We start from the raw sequence: 22,061 nt of genomic DNA, 5'->3' as shown, positions 1-22,061 counted from the left end.
TGCACTGTGGATCTTTACGAGTACCAGGCACGAGACCTTTTCGAGAAGTACGAGGTGCCGGTGCTCGCCGGCATCGTCGCCGACACCCCTGAAGAAGCCAAAGCCGCCGCCGAGAAGCTCGGCGGCGTCGTCGTGGTCAAGGCCCAGGTCAAGACCGGCGGCCGCGGCAAGGCCGGCGGCGTCAAGGTCGCCAAGACGCCCGACGAGGCGTTCGAGGCCGCGAAGGCGATCCTCGGCCTCGACATCAAGGGCCACGTCGTCAAGCGGGTCATGGTCGCCGCCGGTGCGCGCATCGCGAAGGAGTTCTACTTCTCGGTGCTGCTCGACCGCGCCAACCGCTCGTACCTCGCGTTGTGCTCGGTCGAGGGCGGCATGGAGATCGAGCAGCTCGCCGTCGAGAAGCCCGAGGCGCTCGCGCGCGTCCAGGTCGACCCGCTGACGGGCATCGACGGGGCGAAGGCGCTCGAGATCGCGAAGGCCGCGAACTTCGACGACGAGCTCGCCCCGAAGGTCGCCGACGTGTTCGTGAAGCTCTTCAACGTCTACAAGGGCGAGGACGCGACGCTCGTCGAGGTCAACCCGCTCGTGCAGACCGAGGAGGGCGACATCATCGCCCTCGACGGCAAAGTGACGCTCGACGACAACGCCGAGTTCCGCCACGCGTCGCACGCGCTGCTCGAAGACAAGGCGGCCGCCGACCCGCTCGAGGCCAAAGCCAAGGAGAACGACCTCAACTACGTCAAGCTCGACGGCGAGGTGGGCGTCATCGGCAACGGCGCGGGCTTGGTCATGTCGACGCTCGACGTCGTCGCCTACGCCGGTGAGCGCCACGGCGGCGTCAAGCCCGCCAACTTCCTCGACATCGGCGGCGGCGCGTCGGCGGAGATCATGGCCGCGGGCCTGGACGTCATCCTCGGCGATCCGCAGGTCAAGTCCGTGTTCGTCAACGTGTTCGGCGGCATCACCGCGTGCGACGCCGTCGCGAAGGGCATCGTCGGCGCGCTCGCCGAGCTCGGCTCGACCGCGACCAAGCCGCTCGTCGTGCGCATCGACGGCAACCGCGTCGAGGAGGGCCGCCGCATCCTGCAGGACGCGAACCACCCGCTCGTCACGCTCGCCGCCACGATGGACGAAGGCGCCGACAAGGCCGCTGAACTGGCGAACCAGGCCTGAGCGCGACGCTTCGACGAGCTCAGCGACCGAAGATAAGGAACAGGAATGTCGATCTTTCTTGACAAGGACTCCAAGGTCATCGTCCAGGGCATCACCGGCGGCGAAGGCACGAAGCACACCGCGCTCATGCTGAAGGCGGGCACGCAGGTCGTCGGCGGCGTCAACGCGCGCAAGGCCGGCACGACCGTGTTGCACACCGACGAGAGCGGCGCGGCCGTGGAGCTGCCCGTGTTCGGGACCGTGGCCGAGGCGATCGAGAAGACCGGCGCGGATGTGTCCATCGTCTTCGTCCCCGCCGCCTACACGAAGGACGCGATGGTCGAGGCCATCGACGCCGAGATCCCACTGCTCGTCGTGATCACCGAGGGCGTGCCGGTCGGTGACACCGCCGAGGCCTGGGCGTACGCGAACTCCAAGGGCGACAAGACCCGCATCATCGGCCCGAACTGCCCCGGCATCATCACGCCCGACGAGTCGCTGGTCGGCATCACGCCGGCCAACATCACCGGCAAGGGCCCGATCGGCCTCGTGTCGAAGTCGGGCACGCTCACATACCAGATGATGTTCGAGCTGCGCGACATCGGGTTCTCGACGGCGATCGGCATCGGCGGCGACCCGATCATCGGCACCACGCACATCGACGCGCTCGCCGCGTTCGAGGCCGACCCCGAGACGAAGGCGATCGTCATGATCGGCGAGATCGGCGGCGACGCCGAGGAGCGCGCGGCCGACTTCATCAAGGCCAACGTCACCAAGCCCGTCGTCGGCTACGTCGCCGGCTTCACGGCGCCCGAGGGCAAGACGATGGGTCACGCGGGCGCGATCGTGTCCGGCTCGGCCGGCACCGCGCAGGCGAAGAAGGAGGCCCTCGAGGCCGCCGGCGTCAAGGTCGGCAAGACTCCGAGCGAGACGGCTGCGCTCATGCGCGAGATCATCGAGTCGCTCTGACGCGAGACTCACGAGGGGTCGGATGCCGCGGCATCCGACCCCTCTGCCGTCGGGCTAGGGTGGCACCATGCCGCTGACCGGAACGTACGCACCAAGCAAGGCAGAGTGGGCTCGCAAGCAGGCTGAGCGGTACGAGGAGTCCGCCGGCGCCGAGGCCAACGAGCTGCGGGGCAAGCCGATCATCGTTCTGACCACGGTCGGCGCGAAGACGGGCGCGCTGCGCAAGACCGCGCTCATGCGCGTCGAGCACGACGGGCGCTACGCGGTCGTCGCGTCGAAGGGCGGGTCGCCCGACGAACCGAAGTGGGCGGGCAACATGCGCAAGCACCCGCACGTCGAGCTGCAGGACGGTCCGGTCAAGAAGGACTACCTCGCGCACGAGGCCGCGGGGGCCGAGCGCGACGAGTGGTGGGCACGTGCCGTCGAGGCGTGGCCCGACTACGCCAACTACCAGACGCGCACCGACCGGCTCATTGCGGTGTTCGTTCTCGAGCCGATGGAATGACCGCCGGGGCGGTGGGTCAGCCCTCGTAACCGATCAGCCACGTGACCCCGAAGCGGTCGGTCACCTGACCGTCGTGGTCGCCCGGCGCGATCGCGTCGCCGGGTCCGTCGTCACGCCCGAAGTCGGCGTAGGTGTGCAGCTCGACGTCGCCGCCGAACACCGAGCGGTAGAAGGTCAGCGCGTCGCGGGCCGTGCCGGCGAAGCGCAGGCAGGGGGTGGGGCCTGTCATGCCCGAAACCTACTCCCGGGCGGCCCACGCAACGGGAGGGGGACGCCTGGCGGCATCCCCCTCCCGTGAATGCGGGCGCGTCAGGCGATGCCGAGCGCCGCCTCGATCGGTCCGCGGGCGAAGTAGATCGCGAAGCCTGCTGCGACCACCCACAGCAGCCAGTGCACGCGCTTCGCACGGCCGGAGAAGGCGTTCACGAGCACCCAGCTGATGAAGCCGGCGCCGATGCCGTTGGCGATCGAGTACGTCAGCGGCATGACTGTCGCCGTGAGGAACACCGGCAGCAGGACGCGGAAGTCCGTGAAGTCGATGTTCTTGATCTGGGCGAGCATCATCGCGCCCACGAGCACGAGGGCCGCCGCCGCGACCTCGCCGGGGACGAGCGACGTGAGGGGCGTGAAGAACATCGCGAGGAGGAACAGCAGACCCGTGACGATGTTCGCGAGGCCCGTGCGCGCTCCCTCTCCGATGCCGGAGCCGGACTCGACGAACACGGTCGCAGACGACGAGGAGGTGCCACCGCCGACGACGGCGCCGACGCCCTCGATGATGAGCGCCGACTTGATGCGGGGGAAGTCGCCTCGACCGTCGGCGAGGCCCGCTTCGTTGGCGAGGCCCGTCATCGTGCCCATGGCGTCGAAGAAGTTCGAGAACACGAGCGTGAAGACGATCATCACGAGGGCGATGATGCCGACCTTGCCGAGATCGAACCCGAAGTCGATCGCGCCGACGAGGCTGAAGTCGGGCAGCGCGAAGATTCCCGCCGAGCTGAGGTCGAGGCCGAGCGCGTCGGGCCAGATCGCGTTGACGATGTACGAGACGATCGTGCCGCCGATGAGGCCGAGCAGCAGCCCGCCCTTGACCCGCAGGGCGATGAGGATGCCCGCGAGCACGAGCGTGATGATGAACATCAGGGTGCCGATCGAGCCGACCGAGCCGCCCACGCCGAGGTCGAGCGGCGGGGACGGGTTGCCCGTTGCGGTGACGAACCCGGCGTTGACGAAGCCGATGAACGCGATGAACAGGCCGATGCCGACCGTGATCGCGAGCTTGAGCTGCACCGGCACGGCGTCGAAGATCATCTTCCGCAGTCCGGTTGCGGCCAGCAGCACGATGATCAGACCGTTGATGACGACGAGCGCCATCGCCTCGCCCCACGTGACCTGCCCGACGACCGAGAACGCGACGAAGGCGTTGATGCCGAGGCCCGCCGCGAAGGCGAACGGAAGCCGCGTGACGAGGCCGAACAGGATCGTCATGAGGCCCGCCGTCAGCGCGGTCGAGGTCGCGACGGCGGCGGACGAGAGGGTGGTGCCGTCGACATCCGGCGTCGCGAGGATGATCGGGTTCAGGATGACGATGTAGGCCATCGTCACGAACGTGACGATGCCGCCTCGCACCTCCGTCGCGATCGTCGAGCCTCGTCGGGTGATCTCGAAGAAGCGATCGAACGCGTTCTTCGGCTCTGCCTCGGGCGGCGCGGTGCCGGTCTCCTCGGCGGACTCGGGCGGGGCGGGCGGAGTGCTTGTCATGTGGGGCCCTTCGGCTCTCAGGGAAGTTTCAGGAACCGACGTTACCCCGCGAAGGTCTCGCGAGTGGTTACAGGGGCACGCGCCGTCCACTGGGTAGGGTCGATCGCGCATGCATCGCCTCGTCGTGGCCCTTCTCGCCGCCTTCGATGCCGCCGTCGCGGCGGCGGTCGGATTGGCGGCCGTCCTCGCGCCCCTCACGGTGCTGTTCGTGTTCGGCCTCGGCGACGCGGCTGACTGGCGCGCGCTCTGGCCGGCCGGGGCATCCGTGTGGCAGCTCGGTCATCTCGTCCCCCTCGAGATCGCGCTTCCCGGCGACTTCCTGGCCGATGCGGGCATCGATGCGGATGCCGCGACCTTCGTGCTCTCGCTCGCCCCGCTCGCGTTCGCTGTGTTCACGGCCGTGTTCGCGGCGCGGTCGGCGATCCGCGCGTCGCGCGCCGACGCGTGGATGACGGGCGTCGCGACCGGCTCGCTCGTATTCGCGGCGATCGCCTTCGCCGTATGGAGCACGTCTGGCAACGAGATCACGACGGCGGTCGCATGGCGGGCGATCGTCGTCCCGGCGGCCGTGTTCGCGGTGCCGGCGATCGTCGCAGCGGTGGTCGCCGAATGGAGCGAGGCGGGTGCGGGTCTCATCGCGCGCATCCGTGACCGCGTCGAGGCGTCCGCGGGCGGGTGGGCGGATGCCCCGGCCCTCATCGCACGCGGCACCGGCGTCGCCGCGGCAGGTTTCGTGGGCCTGGGCGGCATCGCCGTGACGGTCGCCCTCGTCGCGCGCGGGGGAGAGGCGATCGCGCTGTTCCAGTCCTCGCACGTCGACGCCCTCGGAGCCGCGATCTTGACGCTCGCGCAGCTCGCCTACCTCCCGACGCTCGTCGTGTGGGGCGGCGCGTTCGTGGCCGGGCCCGGCTTCGCGCTGGGCACCGGCACGGCGGTCTCGCCCGCCGGCACGCAGCTCGGGGTCGTCCCGGGGATCCCCGTGCTCGGGGCGGTGCCTGAGACGACGTCGACGCTCCTCCTCCTGCTCGCGCTGCTCCCCGTGGGCGTGGGAGTGCTCGCGGGGTGGGTCGTGCGCTCGCGCATGGCCGCGCCGCGCGCGGCCCTCGCCGAGCCCGTGCCCGTCGCGGCGGCCGATCCCGAGCGCGACGAGGCGCTTGCCGCGCTGCTGGCGACGGGAGCGCCCGTCGAGGTGGCGCCCGAGACCCGGATCGACGAAGAGGCGGATGCCGAGCCCATTGCCCCCAGGATCGTCGTGACCCTCGGCATCGCCGTCGCCACCGGCGCGATCTCCGCGCTGCTCGCGTGGGTCGCCTCGGGGTCGGTGGGTCCGGGGCGCCTCGCCGAGGTCGGTCCCGCGCCGGGTGCCGTCGCCCTCGCCGTCGGAGTCGAGGTGCTCGTCGGCGCCGCGATCCTGATCCTGTCGCCGCGGCGGTCCGGGCGGCGGCCGCTCACCGGGACTGCGGCCCCGGGGGGCCCCGAAGCCGACGGGTAGACTGGGCGCGTGCTCACGGTCGCCGTCCTCATCTCGGGCGGGGGGTCGAATCTGCGAGCCCTGCTCGACGCGGCGGCGGATCCTGACTTCCCTGCGCGCGTCGTCGTCGTCGGCGCCGATCGCGAGGCGGACGGATTCCGCCACGCCGAGGAGTACGGCATCCCGACCTTCATGGTCCCGTTCGAGCAATTCGCCACCCGCGAGGAGTGGGGCGAGCAGCTGGGCGCGCAGCTCGACGTCTGGGCGCCCGACCTCATCGTGCTGAGCGGCCTCATGCGGCTGCTGCCGGCGTCCCTCGTCGAGGCGTGGTCGCCTCGCGTCATCAACACCCACCCGGCGTACCTCCCCGAGTTCCCCGGCGCGCACGGCGTGCGAGACGCTCTCGCCGCGGGCGTCGACCGCACCGGCGCGAGCGTCATCGTCGTCGACCGCGGAGTCGATACCGGCCCGATCCTCGCGCAGGAGCGCGTGCCCGTGCTGCCCGGCGACGACGAGCATGCGCTCCACGAGCGCATCAAGCCCGTCGAACGGCGCCTTCTGATCGACGTCGTGCGCCGCATCGCGACCGGCGAGCTCGACCTCACCGCCGCCGCCGCGGCCTAGACCCTTCACCGAACCCGAGACTGCAACAGGAGCCCCCATGGCAGGCCCGCGCCACGATCCCGCCCTCTACCGCGACCGCGATGTCGTGCCGATCCGTCGCGCGCTCGTGTCGGTGAGCGACAAGACGGACCTGCTCGTCCTCGCCGAGGCGCTCGCCGCCGCGGGCGTCGAGATCGTGTCGACGGGCGGCTCGGCCTCGCTGCTGCGCGACGCGGGCTACGCCGTGACCGATGTGTCGAGCATCACCGGCTTCCCGGAGTCCCTCGACGGGCGCGTCAAGACGCTGCATCCGTCGGTCCATGCGGGCCTGCTCGCCGATCTGCGCCTGGAGGACCACGAGCGTCAGCTCGAAGAGCTCGGCATCCGGGCGTTCGAGCTCGTCGTCGTGAACCTGTACCCGTTCATGGAGACGGTCGCGTCGGGCGCCGTCTCCGACGACGTCATCGAGCAGATCGACATCGGCGGACCGGCGATGGTCCGCGCGTCCGCGAAGAACCACGCGAACGTCGCGATCGTCGTCTCGCCCGAGGCGTACCCGGCGATCATCGACGCTGTCCGCTCGGGTGGCACGACCCTCGCGCAGCGCCGCCAGCTCGCGGCGCGCGCGTTCGCCCACACCGCGGCGTACGACACGGCGGTCGCGACGTGGTTCGCCGAGGGCACGCTCGCCGAGGGCGTCGCCCTCCCCAGGCACCTCACGATCAAGGCCGAGCGGCTCGCGATGCTGCGCTACGGCGAGAACTCGCACCAGCGCGCCGCGATCTACACGACCCTCGGCGGTCACGGCATCGCCCAGGCGAAGCAGCTGCAGGGCAAGGAGATGTCGTACAACAACTACGTCGACGCGGATGCCGCCCTCCGCGCCGCGTTCGACATGATCAAGCCCGCCGTGGCGATCGTGAAGCACGCGAACCCGTGCGGCATCGCGGTAGCGGCGCCCAACGCCCTCGACCCCATCGCGAGCGCGCACCTGCGTGCGCACGAGTGCGACCCGGTGTCGGCGTTCGGAGGAGTCATCGCCGCCAACCGCACGGTGACGCTCAAGATGGCCGAGAACCTGCGCGACATCTTCACCGAGGTGATCGTCGCGCCCGACTTCGAGCCGACGGCCCTCGAGCTGTTCCGCGAGAAGAAGAACCTGCGCATCCTGCAGCTTCCGCCGGACTGGCGGCAGGAGCGCATGGATGTGCGCCTCATCTCGGGCGGGCTCCTGCTGCAGGACGCCGACCGCTTCCCCGACGACATCGAGTCGGTCGCGAAGGACTGGCAGCTCGTGTCGGGCGATCGCCCGGCCGAGTCCGAGATGACGAACCTCATCTTCGCGTGGAAGGCGTGCCGCGCGGTCAAGTCGAACGCGATCGTGCTCGCGAAGAACTCCGCGACCGTCGGCATCGGCATGGGCCAGGTCAACCGCGTGGACTCGTGCCGCCTCGCCGTCGAGCGCGCAGGGGGCCGCGCGGCCGGGTCTGTCGCGGCATCCGACGCGTTCTTCCCCTTCGCCGACGGACCGCAGGTGCTCATCGACGCCGGCATCTCGGCGATCGTGCAGCCCGGCGGGTCCGTGCGCGACGAGGAGGTCATCGGGGCCGCGCGTCAGGCGGGCGTCACGATGTTCTTCACGGGCGAGCGCCACTTCTTCCACTGAGCCCGCGCGCGTCGGGCGCTCGATGGGGAGTTCTCCCCATCGCGGCGGCACGCGCGGCCTGCCTAGGGTTGCCGCGGGTGGAGGTCCTGCATTGATGACGATTTTGCCGAATGAGCTCGAGCCGGAGCGCGTCCTCGACGGTGATCGCGGATGAGCGCGATCAAGCCGATCATGCGCGAAGTGCGCGAGGCGGTGCTCCAGGGGTTCGTGCACGCGAAGGACAAGCTCCATCAGGTCGCCGACAACGTATCGGGCCACATCGACGACGTCGTCCGGGGCGTGCGCGACGTGGACGTCTTCGACGACCGGCCCGACACGCCTCACCTGCCCGACCCGAAGCGGCCCGGCTTCAACTCGGACGGAACGATCGACCCCGAGGTCTTCCGGACGCCGAGGGATGGCGCGTTCTACTGGTCCGGCATGTGGCCCCGCAACGGTCAGGAGATCGCGGGGAGGATCGCCGCGGACAACAATGGGACGACGCTCGAGATGCTCATCGAGGCCCGGGGCGTCGCCATGCCCGAGTGGGACGCCGACAACCCGGCCGCGGTCGCGACCTGGACGCAGGTCTCGGAGGCGTACGCCTCGGGGGCGTCCGGCACGGTTCGCGCGGTGCTCGGTGAGAACATCCGGCCGGATGCCGTGTGGTGGGCCGAGCTCGACCGCCTCAAGGCGAACCCGGAGGTCACGCAGGTGGTCCGCATCGACCCCGATACCCTTGTCGAGTCGGTGATCTGGCCGGAATGAACGCGATGGAGACGAGCGTGGAAGACGCACGGGTGAGCCAGGCGATTGTCGAGTACCTCGCCAAGGGGCGGTCGCCCTTCCCCAAGTCCGATGAGGACGCTGTCATCGCCTTCGCCGGCGGCGCGGAGCCGGAGGCGCTGCTCGCGCACGTGAAGGGGCTCACCGGCGAGATGATGTCGATCGAGGTCGACTGGTCGGCCAGGACCCTGTCCGAAGGCGGGCGGGAAGCGCAGCGGATCATGGCTGAGCGGCATCCCGAGCTCGGTCAGAACGCGCTGGAAGCGCTGTATTGGATGTTCACGTACAACTGGCGTTAGCCGGCCGCCACCGCGGGCCGGCCGTCGCACCCCTCTGTGCGGTCGAGCGACTGATTCACACCGCCGCGCATGGCACGTGGGGAGAAGTACCCATGGTGCGTTCCGCGGGCGTTTCCGTACATTCGAGGCCTGGAGGTCGTTGCCGTGGGAATGATGTTGCCGAACGAGCTTGTCTGGATCATGGAGAAGCTCGGATTCGAGTGGCCCGATATCGATGAGGACGAGGTCCGCAAGGGCGCCGTGTTGGTGCGCAACTTCGGGTCGGACCTGGAGTCGGTTGTCCAGGCCGTGGACCGGAAGATGAACGGCGATCTGGCGTCGGCGCTGGGTGGCCAGTCGGGCCCGGCCACGCTGAGCGCGTGGAACACGAACCGGTCGCAGAATCTGCAGAAGCTCATCGACATAATGCCGCCGGCGGCGACGGCGATGGACGTCGGCGCGGATGTCATCTTCGGCTTGAAGATGAAGGTGATCGTGGATGTGACGTCCACGATGATCACGCTGGTCGCGATGCTGACCAATCCGTTCACGGCTGCCGGTGCCGGTCCGATGCTGCTCATCAAGAAGAAGCTCCTGAACGCCGCGGTCGACATCGTGGTCGAGCAGCTGCTGAATCAGCTGGCGCCGATGGTGATCGAGCCGATGGCGGACCAGCTGCCCGCGGTGATCGACGCGATCCTGGATGCGCCCATGGTGGAAGGCGCGGTGGGCGACTCGGATGAGTTCCAGGCCGATCTGGCGGCGCTGGAAGAGGCCCAGTCGACGATGAAGCTGCACGGAGAGGACGTCGCGTCGTTGACGTCGAACTTCTTCGCGGAGTTCTCGGCCCTCGACTTCGGAGGCGACGGATGAGGCCCGGGGATGTCGTCAGGCGAGCTGCCGACGCAGTGCGGGACGCGGCGACGCAGTCGGGCAGGCTCCGTGGCGTCGCCGACAACCTCGACAACCACCTCGACTCGGTCATCAGGCAGATCCGAGACGTCGACAAGTACGACAGCACGGTGACCACGCGCGGCACGAACACCAAGACGACGTACTGGGACCGCGAGACGGGGCGACCCGGCTCGGAGCGGGGGACGATCCGCGAGGACTTCGGCGGCGGCGACCGCGGCGACAACGCGACGGAGATCGGCAACCTCGGGAGCTCGACGGATCACGGCGGCCACTTGGGCGGGCACCGGTTCTTCGGCGATACGCCCGATCCCGGCATCATTCCCCAGGCCGGCAACCTCAACACCGGCGCGTGGAAGAAGATGGAGAACGAGTGGGCGGCCTGGGTCGCGAACGGCTACCAGGTCGACTACCGCATCGACATCTACCCGCCCGGCGCGGTGCGCCCGGATGCGCTCGAAGTCGAGTACGTCGTCACGAACCCGAGCACGGGCGACGAGGTCTACCGCAACTTCCCCAGCTTCTGGAACGAGGCCGGCGAGAGCTTCGACCGCAAGTACTCGCGAGACATGCCCGGCCTTCCCTGACCCCGGCCGACCCTAGGAGAACCTCTTGTCCACGAATGTGACCGCTGACCTCATCCGCGCGCTGATCGAGCACATGCGCGGTGCCGGCGATGACTGGGAGTCGTTCGCGATGGTGATCGAATTCCGGGGCGAGCAGCTCGCGGGGACTCACGGCTACGCGTACTCACCGGGTGGCGCGGTGTCGCCGGTCGCTTCGCGCCCGACCGGCATCAAGCCCGCGCTGGACGCGTACACCGAGAGTTACTACAAGCCCGGGGAGGCGCTCCCCGTGGCGATCCTGGTGCAGTTCGATCGCGTCAAGGGCGAGTACGAGGTGACATTCGAAGACACGGATGCCACACGCTGGCAGGTGACGCCGGAGAACATCGCCACCATCGCCGAGCAGCTGCGTCCGAAGCTCGACTGATCGCGTCGCGCGGCGGGGCGGCAGCTCCGATCAGGGGCGGGATGCGGGGCTGGGTACTGTGGACCGGGGCAACGGGCGTCATGAGGAGCATTCGGAGGCAGCCGGCGGCATGATCTGGGAGATCCACGAGCAGGAGCGCGTCATCGAGGGGATCGACGCCTCCGGGCGGCCCGACCCTGCCTACGCGGCGGCTCTCGGGCTGCTCAGTGCGCCCTTCGGCCGCCGCGCGCTCGCGCTGGCGTGCGACCTCGCCATCTGGGTGGTCATCCAGCTCCCCCTGTGGATCGGCGCGCTGCCGCTGGTCGTCAAGCTGCTGACGGGCGCCGTCTCGCCGTACGGCTTCGTCAACCATCCCGACTTCGGGCTCGGGGTCGTGACCGCCGGCATCACCGTCCTGCTCACGCTCGTGTTCGCCGTCGTCCAGCTGGTCCTCCACGGACGGAAGGGGATGACGCTCGGCAAGGCCATGGCCGGGGTCCGCTCCGTGAACGTTCGCACCCTCGAGCGGCCGGGCGTCGGCGCCGTGCTGCTGCGCTTGCTCATCGTCGTCGCCGCCGGCGTCGTGCCCTTCGGCTCCGCCGTCTTCCTGCTGTCGCCGACGTTCGATCCGCAGGGGCGAGGTCGCGGCTGGCATGACAAGGCGACGAATGTGTGGCTGGTCGACGTGCGCAACGGGCTGGACCCGTACGACGAGAAGCGCATGCGCATCGCGCGCAAGACGGTGAACGCGGAGCCTGTGGAGGAGCGTGCCGAACTGCCGTCGCTGGCCACCCCGCTCGACCCGGCACGGCAGCCCGAGTATCGCCCAGGAAGCCGGATCAGCGCGGGTGTGCTCGGCCTCGCCCGGCCGCCCGAGACGTCGGATCGCCCGACGGCACCGACACCGGCACCGGCACCCGCTCAGGCTCCCGTTCCGCAGCCGAGGCTTCCGCAGCCCCAGCTCCCGCAGCTTCAGCCGGACGGTGTTCCCGAGCTGATGCCCGCGGCATCGCGATCAGCGACGCTCGTGCTGCGGCTGGACACCGGCGAGCGCATCCCCGTCCCCGGGCCGATCCTCCTGGGTCGGAACCCCGACGCCGCCGAGCATCCGGGTGCGCGACCGATTCGGGTCGCAGACGGAAGCCGCACGCTCTCCAAGACCCACATGCTGGTGCGCCCCGTCACCGGAGGCCTGGAGGTCGTGGACTGCGCATCGACGAACGGATCCGGGCTCATCCGCGCTGGCGTCGACGAGGGCCTGACCGCCGGCGTGCCCGTCCGCGCGGCCGACGGCGACCGGATCCGACTGGGCGACCGTACTGCGGACATCGTTCGCGCATGACCCCCCGTTCGCGAGAAGAACATCCATGAGACTGAAGCTGACCCTGCACCGCCACACGAGCGATCCCGTCGACATCGTGATCACCACGGATTCCACGGCGACGGCGGGCGACGTGGCCCGCCACATCGCCGAGGCCGACCCGGCCCGCTCGATCCCCTTCACGGACGGCGACGTCCTGACCCTCGCCGTCGCGCCGCCGACCGGTGAGCGGATGGTGTCGCTGCAGCCCGACATCCCGATCGGCGAGGCTCCGATCGGCTCGGGGTTCGCCGCATCCGTCATCAATTACGGCCCTGGCTTCGTCTCGACGGCGCGCCGCGACATCGTCGGACTGCTTCGTGCGACGACGGGTCCGCTCGCCGGCCAGGAGTTCCCGCTCGCGGCCGGCCGCGTCTCGCTGGGACGCGACCCGGGGAACGACATCGTGCTCTCCGACCCGCTGGTGTCCAAGCGCCACGCGCGTCTCGAGGTCGGTGCCCACGTCGAGGTCGTCGACCTCAACTCCGCCAACGGCGTTCTCGTGGACGGCGTCCAGGTGCAGCGTGTGCGGATCGAAGAGGGCACGCCGTTCGTGATCGGCGCGACGACCCTCGTGCTGGTCTTCGCGCGCACGTTCGACGGGTCCGCGGCCGAGGAGCCGATCATCGAGCGAGGCGGGGGACTCCTCTTCAACCGCAGTCCGCGAGTCGAGGTGCGCTACCCGGGCACCCGCTTCAAGCCCCCGCGGATCCCCACCGAGAAGATCGGCAGGCTCTTCCCGTGGCCGATCCTCATCGCGCCGATCCTCATGGGCGCCGCGCTGTACGCGATCAACGAGAACCCCCGGTCGTTGCTGATCATCGTCATGACACCGCTCATGGCGTTCGGCAACCTCATCAATCAGTCGCTGCAGAGCAAGAAGGGCGAGAACCACGAGTACGGCCTGTTCGAGCGGCAGTACGAGCAGCTCGAGGAGGACTTCTTCCGCGGCAAGCCGGAGGAGGAGCGCGCCCGCAACGCCGAGGCCCCGCCGGTCGCCGAAGTGTTCGACCAGGCGATGCGACTTGGCCCGATGCTGTGGACGAGGAGGCCGGAGCACTGGAACCACCTCGCCGTGCGGTTGGGCAGCTGCCGGCTGCCGGCGCGGAACGCCATCGACGACGCCGACACCCCTGAAGGGCTGCCCGAGTTCATCGAGCGCATCGAGCGGCTGCGCGCGCGCTACGAGTTCGTCGACGACGTCCCGGTTTTCGACACGCTCTCCGACGCGGGCTCGATCGGGATCGCCGGTCCGCGCGCGCTCGTCGCCGACACGATGCGCGGCATCGCCGTCCAGCTGTTCGGCCTGCACGCCCCGAACGACCTCGTTGCCGTCGCGTTCGCCGACTCGGCGTGGACGCCCGAGCTCGACTGGCTCAAGTGGCTGCCGCACACCTCGAGCGAGCGCAGCCCGTTCGCACACGGTGCGCTCGCCGACTCCGCACCGACGAGCGCCTCGCTGCTGAACTCGCTCGAGGAGTACGTCAGCCGTGCCGCGGCGCGCGCCGACAAGGGCGAGCCGCGCGGACCGTTCAAGGAGGACTGGAACCCCCTGGTCTACGGCACGGATGTCGCGCGTGCGGCCACCGAGCGGCAGAAAGCCCCGCAGGTGTCGGTGATCGTCTTCGTGACCGGCGACGCCCCCGTGGATCGCGGTCGCCTCACCGACGTGCTCGAGCGCGGAGCCGACCACGGCGTCCACGCGGTGTTCGTCGCGCCCACCGTCGAGTCGCTCCCCGCCGTGTGCCGCAGCTACATCGAGCTCACGAGCAGCCTGGATGAGGCGCGCGTGGGCCAGGTGCGCACCGGCCAGCACTTCGACTCCGTGCGGGTGGAAGGCGTGTCGAACGCGTACATGCAGATGTTCGCGCGACGGCTCGCCCCGGTCGTGGACGCGAGCACGGTCGTCCACGACGCATCCGACATCCCGAACTCGGTGATGTTCCTGCAGTTGGTGGACCGGGCGATCGCCGAGGACCCGAGCGTCGTGATCGAACGGTGGCGGCAGAACAACACGATCGTCGATCGATCCCCCGCTCCGCGGCCGCGGCTGAAGAAGGCGGGCACTCTGCGGGCGATCGTCGGGCAGGGCGTGAGCGACGCGATGGCGCTGGATCTGCGCACGCACGGTCCGCACGCGCTCGTGGGCGGCACGACCGGTGCGGGGAAGTCGGAGTTCCTGCAGGCGTGGGTGCTCGGCATGGCCGCGGCCCACAGCCCCGATCGGGTCACCTTCCTGTTCGTCGACTACAAGGGCGGATCGGCCTTCGCCGACTGCGTCGACCTGCCACATTGCGTCGGATTGGTCACCGACCTCAGTCCGCACCTCGTGAGTCGCGCTCTGACGAGCCTCCGCGCCGAGCTGCAGCGCCGCGAGCATCTGCTCAACCGCAAGAAGGCGAAGGACCTCCTCGAGCTGGAGAAGCGGCAGGACCCGGAGTGCCCTCCGTCGCTCGTTCTGGTGATCGATGAGTTCGCCGCACTGGCCTCCGAGATGCCGGAGTTCGTCGACGGCGTCGTCGACATCGCCCAGCGAGGCCGGTCCCTCGGAATCCACCTGATCATGGCGACGCAGCGACCGGCCGGCGTCATCAAGGACAACCTCCGGGCGAACACCAACCTGCGCATCGCGCTGCGCATGGCCGACGAGTCCGATTCGCGCGACGTCGTCGACGATCCCATCGCGGCGAGCTTCGCGCCCACGATTCCGGGCCGCGCGATCGCCAAGATCGGTCCCGGGCGTCTGGTTCCCTTCCAGGCCGCGTACACCGGCGGATGGACGGACGACGACGACAGCGCCGCCGCCGAGGTCCGCGTCGCGGAGCTCCGATTCGGCGCCACGGGCGAGTGGGAACCCGACCGGCCGCCTGAGTCGGATGCGCACGAGGAGCTCCTCGGGCCGAACGACCAGAGGCGCATCGTCTCGACCCTCGTCCGGGCGAGCGAGCTGGCGGCGCTTCCCCGACCGCGTCGTCCGTGGCTGGACGAGCTGTCGCCGCTGATCGACCTGAGGGATCTGCCGAACGACGGCGACACCCGCATCCCGATCGCGCTCATGGACGTGCCCGAGAAGCAGCAGCAGGCGCAGGCGGTCTTCGTTCCCGACCGGGACGGATCTCTCGTGGTCTACGGAACGTCGGGCTCAGGCAAGTCCACCGTACTCAAGACGATCGCCACCGCGGCAGGCATGCGACCCGACCGCGGTCGTGTGCAGGTGTACTGCCTCGACTTCGCGTCCGGCGCGCTGGGCGCCCTGGCCGCGCTCCCGCACGTGGGGTCGGTCGTCGACGGCGCCGACGTCGAGCGCATCCAGCGCCTGCTGCGCACCCTCGACAAGGAGCTGGACCGTCGGGCGGCGGCCTTCTCGGCGGCGAGCGCCGCGTCCGTGCACGAGTACCGCGAGCTGGTCGATCCAGCCATGCCGCGCATCCTCGTGCTCATCGACAACTATCCGGAGTTCAAGAAGGACTGGGAGGTCGCTCCGGGCCGGGGTCCCTTCTACCGGATCTTCATGCGGATCCTCGGCGAGGGGCGCACCCTGGGCGTGCACACGGTCATCACCGCGGACCGCGGCAATGCCGTGCCGAGCGCGGTGGCAGCGAACATCTCCCGGCGCGTCGTGCTGCGGATGGGCGACAACGCCCAGTACATGCTGCTGGGCGCGCCCCGCGACGTGCTCGACGAGCAGTCAGCGCCCGGCCGTGCCGTCATCGACGGTCACGAGGCGCAGATCGCCGTGCTCGGCGGCACGTCCAACGTGGTCGAGCAGACCAAGGCCCTCGCCGCGCTCGGCGACCGTCTTCGGGAGATCGGCGTCCGGGACCTCCCCGAGATCGGCGCCCTTCCCACGTCGGTCCGGACGGCGGAGATGCCGGCGCGGGTGGACGGGATGCCGGTGTTCGGCATCGCCGACGACACCCTCGCGCCACGCGGATTCGAGCCGGTGGGATCGTTCGTGATCTCGGGTCCGCCGCAGTCAGGCCGCACGAACGCGCTCAAGGCGCTCATCGTCGCGATGGAGCGCTTCGACCCCGACCTGCGGCTGTACCACTTCGGCAGCCGGCGTGCGGAGCTCAAGGACTTCCGCCCGTGGGTGCGAAGCGCTACCAAGCCCGAGGACGAGAAGGAACTGGCGACGGAGCTGGCAGAGCTGGTGGTCAGCGACGCTCCCGGCAGCCGCATCCTGATCGTCATCGAAGACATTCCCCACCTGGCGGACGGCCCGGCCGATCGCCCGATGCGCGGGCTGCTGCAGGCGATGAACAACAGCGAGCACATGCTGATCGGCGAGGCGGAGATCACGCGTGCCAGTGGAAGCATCGGCGTCCTCGGAGAGTGGAAGACCGGCCGGCAGGGAATCGTGCTCAAGCCCGACACGTACGACGGCGAAGCGCTGTTCAAGGTCACGTTCGGTCGCGTCAAGCGGTCGGACTTCCCGGTCGGGCGAGGGATCTTCGTGCAGGCCGGTCGTGCCGTCACGATGCAGGTCCCGTTCGTCGCCGAACCCGCCGGCAGCGGCGCGCCGAGACCGGTCGCCGAGCCGGCGGGAGCCCATGGGTAGTTCTCCCCATGGGCGGTGCCTGCCCCGTTCGCTAGCCTCGACGAGGTAAGGCCGAAACGGCCTGAATATGACGAACGCTGGGAGGCGGGTTTCATGGCCGGACACGATTTCGGTGCAACGTACAGCGAGATGGAGAGCGCGGCGCAGCGACTGCGTGACGGACGCCAGAGCATCACCGACACGCTGAAGGAGCTTCAGGGAGTCATCGACGACCTCGTGCAGGACGGCTTCAAGACCGAGAACGCGTCCGAGGCCTACTCGACCGCGTACTCGGAGCTGACGAGCTCCCTCGACGACGCGTCGGAGGCTGTCAACGACATGGCGCAGGCGCTCGACCGCATGGCTGACTCGATCCGCGACAAGGACGCGGAGCTCGCCGGCGGCTGAACTCTCGAGACGTGCAGAGGTCGTGGTGCCGACGGAACCGGCACCACGACCTCTTCGCATGATGAGAGGCTTGTGAGGATGTCTGAGACGAACGGAGCAGCGAGCGGATGACCCCAGGGCAGACCTACTGGTACAACCTGTCGACGCAGTCGGTGCAGCGCGCCGACGAACGGCCGTCCGAAGACACGATCGGACCGTTCGCCACCGCGGAGGAGGCCGAGGAGTCGCCGGCGGTGCTGGTCGAGTACGCGCGCGCGTGGCTCGAGAGCGAACAGAGCGAGCCCTTCCGTCAGTTGGCCGCCGAGGGCGGCGACGACGCCGACCTTTGATTGCGTGCCGATGACGGTCCACCGCCGCGTCGCGGCAGTCGTCCTCGCGCTCGTCGTCGCCGTCCTCGCCGGATGCGCACCCGCTCTTCCCAGCACGGTCGTCGTGGGCACGAGGATCGCGGTGGGGTGGAACGCGGAGCTCACCTCCCTGAACGCGGCCGCCGCGCCGACCGCGGGGAATCTGCAGATCGCGCAGGCGATCCGTGCCGACTTCGGCGACATCGTGGACGGCGACTTCGTCTCGGACGAGAGCTTCGGCACGGTCGCGATCGTCCGCGAGGAGCCCTTCACCGTGCGTTACGACCTCGGCGAGCCGAGCTGGTCGGACGGCATCCCGCTCGACGCGGCCGACCTCCTGCTCGGGTGGGCGGCATCGGCCGGGTACTTCGCGTCCGGGGCGGACGACGTCGGCGACGGCGAGCCGGAGGCGGCACCGGTGCCGACGGTGGACGAGTTCGGTCGTTCGATCGACGTGACGTTCGCGCATCCGACGAACACGTGGCAGAGCGCGATCACCGTCCCGGTCGCCGCGCACATCGTGGGGAAGCGGGCGTTCGGGCTGGACGACGACATGGAGGCGAAGCAGGCGGTCATCCGTGCGGTCCAGGAGGCGGATGCCGCGGCTCTCGCCGCGATCGCGGATGTGTGGAGAAACGCCTTCACGATCCCCGAGGGTGGTTCCCGCATCGCCCCCGATCTGCTGGTCTCCAGCGGACCGTTCCGACTCGACCAGGTCGATGCCGCCGACGAGGGGCAGACGGTCACGCTGGTGGCCGATCCGTCGTACCGGGGCGCGGCGACTCCGCAGGTCGCGCAGATCGACCTGGTCCCCGCCGGGGCCGAGCCCGTGGCGGCGATCGGCGGCAGCCTGGACATCGTGCAGGTCGGCCCGACCGCTTCCCATGCCGCGCCGATCAAGGAGCTGGAACGGAGAGACCACACGGTGCAGACCACGCACGACGGCACGGTGTGGACCGTCCTGCTCGAACCGACGGGCGTCTTCGCCGACGCGGCGGCGCGTGCCGCCTTCTTGCGGATGGTGCCCTCCTCCGATCTGGTGGATCGCGGCGCCGGCGTGTGGTCCTCGGCCTACACGGCGACGACATCGCTGCTTTCCGCACCGGGCTCTCGCGCGTACGAGGTCGTGAGCGAAGACTCCGGGTTCGCGGTCGCCCTCGGCAAGGCCGACGATCCCGTCCTCGAGCGAGAGGCCGCCGGGGTCGCGGCGGGCTCGACGGTGTGCGTGCTCTACGAGCGGAGCACCGAGTTCGCGGCCGGCGCCTTCGCCGCGCTGCGCGACGCTGCGCAGGCGGCGGGGTGGAGCGTGGCGGACTGCGGCAGCGACGACGTCGGGGCGGCTCTCGATCAGGGCGGCTGGAACGCGGCGATCGTCCGGATCCCGATCCCGCAGACTCCGGCGGACGTCGCCGCGCAGTGGGGCAGCGAGGGGGATGCCTCCCTCCTCGCGCTCGCCGACCCGGAGCGCGATGCGCTCATCGCACAGCTCGCCCAGACCGTCGACGTGTACGAGGCGAGGGAGGTGCTGGCGCAGGTCGAGGCGACGCTCGTGCGCGCGGCCGTCGCCCGGCCGTTCGCCGCGAACCCGCGACTGACCATCCTCGACCGTGACGTGACGGGCGTGACGGCGCGGAACGGTGCGGACGCGTCGCTGACCCACTCCGTCGCGCAGTGGGCCGTCGCCCCCTGACGACTCAGGTCGTGGGGCGCCCGTACTCCTCGAGCCAGCGCAGCCACACCTCGCCCACGGTGGGGTAGGCGGGCACCGCGTGCCACAGCCGGTCGAGGGGCACCTCGCCGACGATCGCGATCGTCGCGGACTGCAGCAGCTCGGCGACATCCGGCCCCACGAACGTCGCTCCGATGAGCACGCCACGCGCGGTGTCGACGATCGCGCGCGCCGTGCCGCGGTAGCCGTCGGCGTAGGTCGTCGCACCGGCCAGCCACGACAGGTCGTAGTCGAGAACCCGGATGCTGCGCCCCGCCTTCCGCGCGGCGGCTTCCGTGAGCCCGACCGAGGCCACCTCCGGGTCGGTGAACGTCACCTGCGGCACGTGGTCGCGGTCGGCGGTCGCGACGTGCACGCCCCACGGGCGGTCGTCGACGCGCTTGCCGGTGGCTCGCGCCGCGATCACGTCTCCCGCCGCGCGTGCCTGGTACTTCGCCTGGTGGGTGAGCAGCGCGCGATGGTTCACGTCGCCGACGCCGTAGAGCCAGTCGGTGCCGCGCACGAGGAGCGTGTCGTCGACGTCGAGCCAGTCGCCGTCGGTGATGCCGAGGTCGAGCGCCTCGAGTCCGAGGTCCGCGGTGCGCGGCATCCGTCCCGTCGCCACGAGAACCTGCTCGGCCTGGACCCGCGTGCCGTCCGACAGGTCGAGCTCCTTATGCCCTCCGGCGCGACGAGCGCCTGTCACCTCGACTCCCGCGAGCACGGTCACGCCGGATGCCTCGAGCGACTCCTGCACCAGCTCGCCGGCGAACGGCTCCATGGCGCCGAGGAGCCGTGACCGCACGACCATCGTCACGGCGGTGCCGAAGCCCGCGAAGAGAGTCGCCATCTCGGTCGCGACCGTTCCCCCGCCGAGGATCGCGAGGCTCGCCGGCACATCGCGCACGCTCGTCGCGTCTCGGCTCGTCCAGGGCTCGATGTCGCGCAGCCCGGGGATGTCGGGGAGGAGCGCGGCCGACCCGGTCGCGATCGCGACGGCGTGCCGCGCCGTGAGCGTCGTCTCGCCCTCGGAGCCTGTCACTGCGACCCGCCTCGGCCCAGCGAACCGCGCGTGCCCGCGAACGAGGTCGATACCGGCGGAGTCGAGCCACTTCACCTGCGACGCGTCGTCCCAGTCGTGCACGATCGTGTCGCGTCGGGCGAGGGTCGCGGCGACATCGACGTCTCCCGTGACCGCCTGCTTCGCGCCGTCGACCGCGCGCGCGGCGCGCACGGCGGCGTGACTTCGCAGCAGCCCCTTCGAGGGCATGCACGCCCAGTACGAGCAGTCGCCGCCGACGAGCTCGGCTTCGACGATGACCGATCGCAGCCCGCCCTGGGTGGCCCGGTCGGCCACGTTCTCGCCGGCGACGCCGGCTCCGATCACGATGAGGTCATACTCGCGCTCGCTCACCCGGCCCACGCTAGCGATTCCGGAAGGAGGCGAGGACGGGCACGCCCCATTTCGGGTGCGCCAATACACCCGACTCGCGGGATCACGCAAGGGGGTGGCGGCAGCAGCCTAAACCGGTTTAGGGTGCCTCTGAGCGCAGGAGCTCTCTGGCTGGAGTCACGAAGGAGTGAGATGGCCGAGACATCGCGTCCCACGATCGCCGACGTCGCGCGCCGCGCGGGCGTCAGCAAGGGGCTCGTCTCGTTCGCGTTGAACGGCAGGCCGGGCGTCTCGCCCGCGAGCCGCGAGCGCATCCTCGACGCGGCGCGCGAGCTGGGCTGGAGTCCGAGCCTGCGCGCGCGGTCGCTCAGCGTCGGCCGGTCCTTCGCGTGCGGGCTCGTGATCGGTCGCAGCCCCGACGTCATCGCCGCCGATCCGTTCTTCCCGTCGTTCATCGCGGGGCTCGAAGACGTCCTCTCCACCTCGGGCCAGGTCCTCGTGCTCGCGGCCGTGACTCCCGGGCGCCACGAAGAGCAGACCTACCGGAACCTCGCCCATGACAAGCGCGTCGACGGCGTGATCCTCACCGACCTGCGGGTCGCCGATGCGCGCGTCGGCCTGGTCGAGGAGCTCGGCCTCGCTGCGGTGACGCTCGGCGTGCCCGACCTCGCCAGCCCGTTCTCCTCGGTGTCGGTCGACGACGGCGCCGGCATCCGACACGCCGTCGAGCATCTCGCCGAGCTCGGCCACCGCGACATCGCGCACGTGGCCGGACCCGAGGAGATGCTCCACGCGTCGCGCCGCGCGCGGGCGTTCGTCGAGACGGCGGAGGCGCACGGCATGCGCGGTCGCGTCCTGACGACGGACTTCAGCGCCGCAGAGGGCGCTGCCGCGACCCGTGCCCTGCTCGAAGGCGACGCCCCGCCGACGGCGATCGTGTACTCGAACGACCACATGGCCGTCGCGGGACTCGGCATCGCGCAGCGCCTCGGCCTCACCGTGCCGCGAGACCTGTCGATCACAGGCTTCGACGACACCGATCTCGGTCGCCATCTGCACCCCGCGCTGACGTCGGTCGCCACCGACGCGCGCGCGTGGGGCGCCGTCGCGGCGCGAACCCTTCTCGAGGCGCTCGCCGGTACGCCTGCGACGCACCTCGACCTGGACGAACCGACCCTCGTGGTGCGCGAATCCACGGGGCCGGCCCCACGTCGACCGCGTCGTTCGCGCGGCTCGACAGTCTGAACCACA

The 22,061-nt window shown here is 70.2% G+C and carries 20 protein-coding genes; 17 read left to right on the top strand and 3 right to left on the bottom strand.

What is annotated here, in order from left to right; translation table 11 throughout:
- Positions 1 to 6 precede the first annotated feature (6 nt).
- The 3 genes from sucC to BJ991_RS16255 all read left to right on the top strand — a co-directional run bounded on the left by sucC (position 7) and on the right by BJ991_RS16255 (position 2,626).
- Positions 7 to 1,173 (top strand): ADP-forming succinate--CoA ligase subunit beta, encoded by a 1,167-nt coding sequence (gene sucC, locus BJ991_RS16265; protein WP_179491711.1) that lies wholly within the window; start codon positions 7 to 9, stop codon positions 1,171 to 1,173.
- Positions 1,174 to 1,218: 45 nt separating this feature from the next.
- Positions 1,219 to 2,121: a succinate--CoA ligase subunit alpha gene (sucD, locus tag BJ991_RS16260; RefSeq protein ID WP_179491709.1), complete on the top strand. Its 903-nt coding sequence runs from the start codon at positions 1,219 to 1,221 to the stop codon at positions 2,119 to 2,121.
- Positions 2,122 to 2,188: 67 nt separating this feature from the next.
- Positions 2,189 to 2,626 carry a nitroreductase family deazaflavin-dependent oxidoreductase gene (locus BJ991_RS16255; RefSeq protein ID WP_179491707.1) on the top strand — a complete coding sequence of 146 codons (438 nt, stop codon included), beginning with the start codon at positions 2,189 to 2,191 and terminating at the stop codon, positions 2,624 to 2,626.
- A 16-nt stretch (positions 2,627 to 2,642) separates the two neighbouring features.
- Here BJ991_RS16255 and BJ991_RS16250 read toward each other — a convergent pair whose 3' ends face one another.
- Entirely contained in the window at positions 2,643 to 2,855 is a 213-nt protein-coding gene (locus tag BJ991_RS16250; RefSeq protein ID WP_179491705.1) for a VOC family protein, read from the bottom strand.
- 80 nt (positions 2,856 to 2,935) lie between these two features.
- The gene (locus BJ991_RS16245) at positions 2,936 to 4,387 is read right to left on the bottom strand and encodes an NCS2 family permease (RefSeq protein ID WP_179491703.1); all 1,452 of its coding nucleotides are present in this window, start codon (positions 4,385 to 4,387) and stop codon (positions 2,936 to 2,938) included.
- A 109-nt stretch (positions 4,388 to 4,496) separates the two neighbouring features.
- Between BJ991_RS16245 and BJ991_RS16240 the strand changes: the two genes are divergently transcribed.
- From BJ991_RS16240 to BJ991_RS16180, 13 genes are all read left to right on the top strand, one after another.
- Complete coding sequence (locus BJ991_RS16240; protein ID WP_179491701.1) at positions 4,497 to 5,879, top strand: cell division protein PerM; 1,383 nt, start codon at positions 4,497 to 4,499, stop codon at positions 5,877 to 5,879.
- 9 nt (positions 5,880 to 5,888) lie between these two features.
- Positions 5,889 to 6,482: a phosphoribosylglycinamide formyltransferase gene (gene purN / locus BJ991_RS16235; protein WP_179491699.1), complete on the top strand. Its 594-nt coding sequence runs from the start codon at positions 5,889 to 5,891 to the stop codon at positions 6,480 to 6,482.
- Positions 6,483 to 6,519: 37 nt separating this feature from the next.
- Positions 6,520 to 8,127 (top strand): bifunctional phosphoribosylaminoimidazolecarboxamide formyltransferase/IMP cyclohydrolase, encoded by a 1,608-nt coding sequence (gene purH, locus BJ991_RS16230; RefSeq protein ID WP_179491697.1) that lies wholly within the window; start codon positions 6,520 to 6,522, stop codon positions 8,125 to 8,127.
- A gap of 150 nt (positions 8,128 to 8,277) precedes the next feature.
- Positions 8,278 to 8,874 (top strand): hypothetical protein, encoded by a 597-nt coding sequence (locus tag BJ991_RS16225; RefSeq protein WP_179491695.1) that lies wholly within the window; start codon positions 8,278 to 8,280, stop codon positions 8,872 to 8,874.
- Between the two features lie 17 nt (positions 8,875 to 8,891).
- Positions 8,892 to 9,191, top strand: a complete 300-nt coding sequence (locus BJ991_RS16220) for a hypothetical protein (protein ID WP_179491693.1) — start codon at positions 8,892 to 8,894, stop codon at positions 9,189 to 9,191.
- Between the two features lie 150 nt (positions 9,192 to 9,341).
- Positions 9,342 to 10,043: a WXG100-like domain-containing protein gene (locus BJ991_RS16215; protein WP_179492906.1), complete on the top strand. Its 702-nt coding sequence runs from the start codon at positions 9,342 to 9,344 to the stop codon at positions 10,041 to 10,043.
- The gene (locus BJ991_RS16210) at positions 10,040 to 10,669 is read left to right on the top strand and encodes a DNA/RNA non-specific endonuclease (RefSeq protein ID WP_179491691.1); all 630 of its coding nucleotides are present in this window, start codon (positions 10,040 to 10,042) and stop codon (positions 10,667 to 10,669) included. The genes BJ991_RS16215 and BJ991_RS16210 overlap by 4 nt, the downstream gene beginning before the upstream one ends.
- A 25-nt stretch (positions 10,670 to 10,694) precedes the next feature.
- Entirely contained in the window at positions 10,695 to 11,075 is a 381-nt protein-coding gene (locus BJ991_RS16205; protein WP_179491689.1) for a hypothetical protein, read from the top strand.
- 109 nt (positions 11,076 to 11,184) lie between these two features.
- On the top strand, positions 11,185 to 12,396 hold the full coding sequence (locus tag BJ991_RS16200) for an RDD family protein (protein WP_179491687.1): 1,212 nt from the start codon (positions 11,185 to 11,187) through the stop codon (positions 12,394 to 12,396).
- Positions 12,397 to 12,421: 25 nt separating this feature from the next.
- Complete coding sequence (locus BJ991_RS16195) at positions 12,422 to 16,975, top strand: type VII secretion EssC family protein (protein WP_179491685.1); 4,554 nt, start codon at positions 12,422 to 12,424, stop codon at positions 16,973 to 16,975.
- Positions 16,976 to 17,068: 93 nt separating this feature from the next.
- Positions 17,069 to 17,362 carry a WXG100 family type VII secretion target gene (locus BJ991_RS16190; protein ID WP_246301120.1) on the top strand — a complete coding sequence of 98 codons (294 nt, stop codon included), beginning with the start codon at positions 17,069 to 17,071 and terminating at the stop codon, positions 17,360 to 17,362.
- Positions 17,363 to 17,469: 107 nt separating this feature from the next.
- Entirely contained in the window at positions 17,470 to 17,691 is a 222-nt protein-coding gene (locus BJ991_RS16185; RefSeq protein WP_179491683.1) for a hypothetical protein, read from the top strand.
- A gap of 10 nt (positions 17,692 to 17,701) precedes the next feature.
- Positions 17,702 to 19,399, top strand: a complete 1,698-nt coding sequence (locus tag BJ991_RS16180) for an ABC transporter substrate-binding protein (protein ID WP_179492902.1) — start codon at positions 17,702 to 17,704, stop codon at positions 19,397 to 19,399.
- A gap of 4 nt (positions 19,400 to 19,403) precedes the next feature.
- Here BJ991_RS16180 and BJ991_RS16175 read toward each other — a convergent pair whose 3' ends face one another.
- Positions 19,404 to 20,831: an FAD-dependent oxidoreductase gene (locus tag BJ991_RS16175; protein WP_179491681.1), complete on the bottom strand. Its 1,428-nt coding sequence runs from the start codon at positions 20,829 to 20,831 to the stop codon at positions 19,404 to 19,406.
- A gap of 171 nt (positions 20,832 to 21,002) precedes the next feature.
- Between BJ991_RS16175 and BJ991_RS16170 the strand changes: the two genes are divergently transcribed.
- A complete protein-coding gene (locus tag BJ991_RS16170) occupies positions 21,003 to 22,055 on the top strand; it encodes a LacI family DNA-binding transcriptional regulator (RefSeq protein ID WP_179491679.1) in 1,053 nt (350 codons plus the stop codon).
- The last annotated feature ends 6 nt before the right edge of the window (positions 22,056 to 22,061 follow it).

Source organism: Microbacterium immunditiarum (genome assembly GCF_013409785.1).
Taxonomy (GTDB): Bacteria; Actinomycetota; Actinomycetes; order Actinomycetales; family Microbacteriaceae; genus Microbacterium; species Microbacterium immunditiarum.
This window is presented reverse-complemented; position numbering and strand designations above follow the sequence as displayed.